This is a genomic window from Mesorhizobium sp. M7A.F.Ca.AU.002.02.1.1, assembly GCF_003998535.1.
Taxonomy (GTDB): Bacteria; Pseudomonadota; Alphaproteobacteria; order Rhizobiales; family Rhizobiaceae; genus Mesorhizobium; species Mesorhizobium ciceri.
Genome location: NZ_RZPB01000900.1, coordinates 1 through 2,173 on the forward strand (window position 1 = coordinate 1; position 2,173 = coordinate 2,173).

The 2,173-nt window shown below is 64.4% G+C and carries 3 protein-coding genes; all 3 read right to left on the minus strand.

From position 1 onward, the window contains the following. Positions 1-1,000: NAD(P)-dependent alcohol dehydrogenase (locus tag EN879_RS33030; RefSeq protein WP_164774731.1), on the minus strand; the 1,000-nt coding region annotated here is incomplete at its 3' end. 40 nt (positions 1,001-1,040) lie between these two features. Further along, on the minus strand, positions 1,041-1,301 hold the full coding sequence (locus tag EN879_RS33035; protein ID WP_024501661.1) for a hypothetical protein: 261 nt from the start codon (positions 1,299-1,301) through the stop codon (positions 1,041-1,043). 83 nt (positions 1,302-1,384) lie between these two features. Continuing rightward, positions 1,385-2,137: a thioredoxin family protein gene (locus EN879_RS33040; protein ID WP_013530710.1), complete on the minus strand. Its 753-nt coding sequence runs from the start codon at positions 2,135-2,137 to the stop codon at positions 1,385-1,387. Positions 2,138-2,173: the final 36 nt, after the last annotated feature.

A 2,173-nucleotide genomic window follows, 5' to 3' on the forward strand; every position in this document is an offset into this window, starting at 1 on the left:
CGTCAAGGCAGACCTTGCCGAAATGCTTTCGGGATTCGTAATGAGCGAAGGCGGTGGCGATGTCCTGCAGCGGAAAGTGGCGGTCTATGACGGGCTTCAGCCTGTTGGACTCTATCGCGCGGATCATATCCTCCTGGTCGGCCCGGCTGCCGATGGAAATGCCGCTGATGCGGATCTGGTTGGAAAACAGGGCTGGGATAGACACTTCCGCCGCAAAGCCGGTCAGGACGCCGACCAGCGCGATGTGACCGCCCGTGCGGCAGGCGATAATCGACTGCGCCAGCGTGGCGGGTCCGCCGACCTCGATCACGTGATCGACGCCGCGCCCGCCCGTCAGATCCTTGGCCTTGCGGCCCCAGTCCGGGACGGACTTGTAGTTGATGACGGCGTCGGCTCCGAGGCGCTTGAGCCTTTCCAGCTTCTGCTCGTCGGATGAGGTGGCGATGACCCGGGCGCCGGCGGCCTTGGCGAATTGCAGCGCGAACAGCGATACGCTGCCCGAACCGAGGACCAGCACTGCGTCGCCCGGCTTCACCTTGCCGCACACAATCAGGCCGCGCCAGGCAGTAACGCCCGTGCAGGTGAGCGACGCCGCCTCGACATGCGTATAGCCTGCCGGTGCCCTGGTGAAAGCATGCGCCGGCATGCAGACATACTCGCTGGCGAAGCCGTCGAAACTGTCTCCCGGAATATCGCGCCGGGTGCAGGGCGTCATGTCACCGCGCAGCCACCAGGGATAGAAGACGCTGACGACGCTGTCTCCGGGCCTGAGTGCATCGACACCGTCGCCGAGGGCAATCACTTCGCCGGCGCCGTCGGAGAGCGGAACGCGGCCGTCGGCGAGAGGCATCTTGCCTTGCACGGCAAAGTCGTCGCGCATGTTCAACGCGCAGGCCCGGATCCTGACCAGCACCTCGCCCGGCCCTGGTTGGGGCGGATCTTCCTCGACCAGGTCGAGATTGCCCAAGCCGCCCGGCGCTCTCAGCCTGACCAGTCTCATTGTCTTCTCCGATGTGTGGGGTGTCTAGAATTGGAAGGGCCTAGCGGGCCTGCCGGCCGGAGATCACCCGCAGCCAGGGCGCCAGATGAAAGGCGCTCATCAGCAGATACATCGCAGCCATGCCCGTGAGGGGCGAGGCGTCGGTGCCCATGCACTGCATGGCCGCATCGCCGCTGAAGATGCAGGTGAGCAGCGCCATCACGGCGAAGGTCGGTGCCGCGGCAAGGCAAAGCCAGTCGGCCAGCCCGAGGGTGGCGGCTTCTGGGATCGTGCTGCCGGCACCTGTGTGGATATCGCTCATCGCCTTGATCCTTGATGATCATGCCAGCCACGACAGGTTCCTCTCTCCACGGAGTGGGGAGAGGAACCCAGACTGGACAACCGTTACTGCTCGCCCTTGTCGCGGAATGCGGCCTCGCCGGCAGCAGACACTTCTTCCCATTTCTTGTCGGCCCCGGCGTCGTAATTGTCGTGCCAGTTCCACCAGGAGTAGAGTGGAGTCTGCGGATAGCCTTCGGGCGAATCCTCCCAGATTTCCTGGCGGCCGAGCGGCGTCGCGTCGAGATAGCTCCAGACGGTGCCCATCGCTTCGTCGCCGCGGCTGTTAATCAAGTAGGTGCGGAAGATGCGATCGCCGTCACGGATGAAGACGTTGTGGCCGTGCCATTCGTCGACACCGAAGTCCTTGTCGAAACTGTCAGTGATTGTGTACCAGGGCATCTGCCAGCCCATCCGCTGCTTCAGCCGCGCAATGTCGGCCTGCGGGGCACGCGAAGCGTAGGCAAGCGTGGTGTTGCGGGCGTTGAGATGGGCGAGGTGGCCGACCTGGTCGGCGCCCAGCGAACAGCCGCGGCAGGCGTGATCGGGCCAGCCATGCACGCCGGGCTCGAAGAAGGCGCGATAGACGATCAGCTGGCGGCGGCCTTCGAACAGATCGAGCAGGCTCGCTCTGCCGTTCGGTCCCTCGAACACATAGGCCTTGTCGACTTCCATCCACGGCATGCGCCGGCGCTCGGCGGCCAATGCGTCCTTGGCGCGCAGTGTTGCCTTTTCCTTCACCAGCATCTGTTCGCGGGCGGCTTCCCAGTCCTGCCTCGAAACGATCGGCGGGGTCTTCATTGCGATGTGCTTGGTCATTGGTCGTCTCCTTTGCCAGTCTGTTGTCGCTTGCTG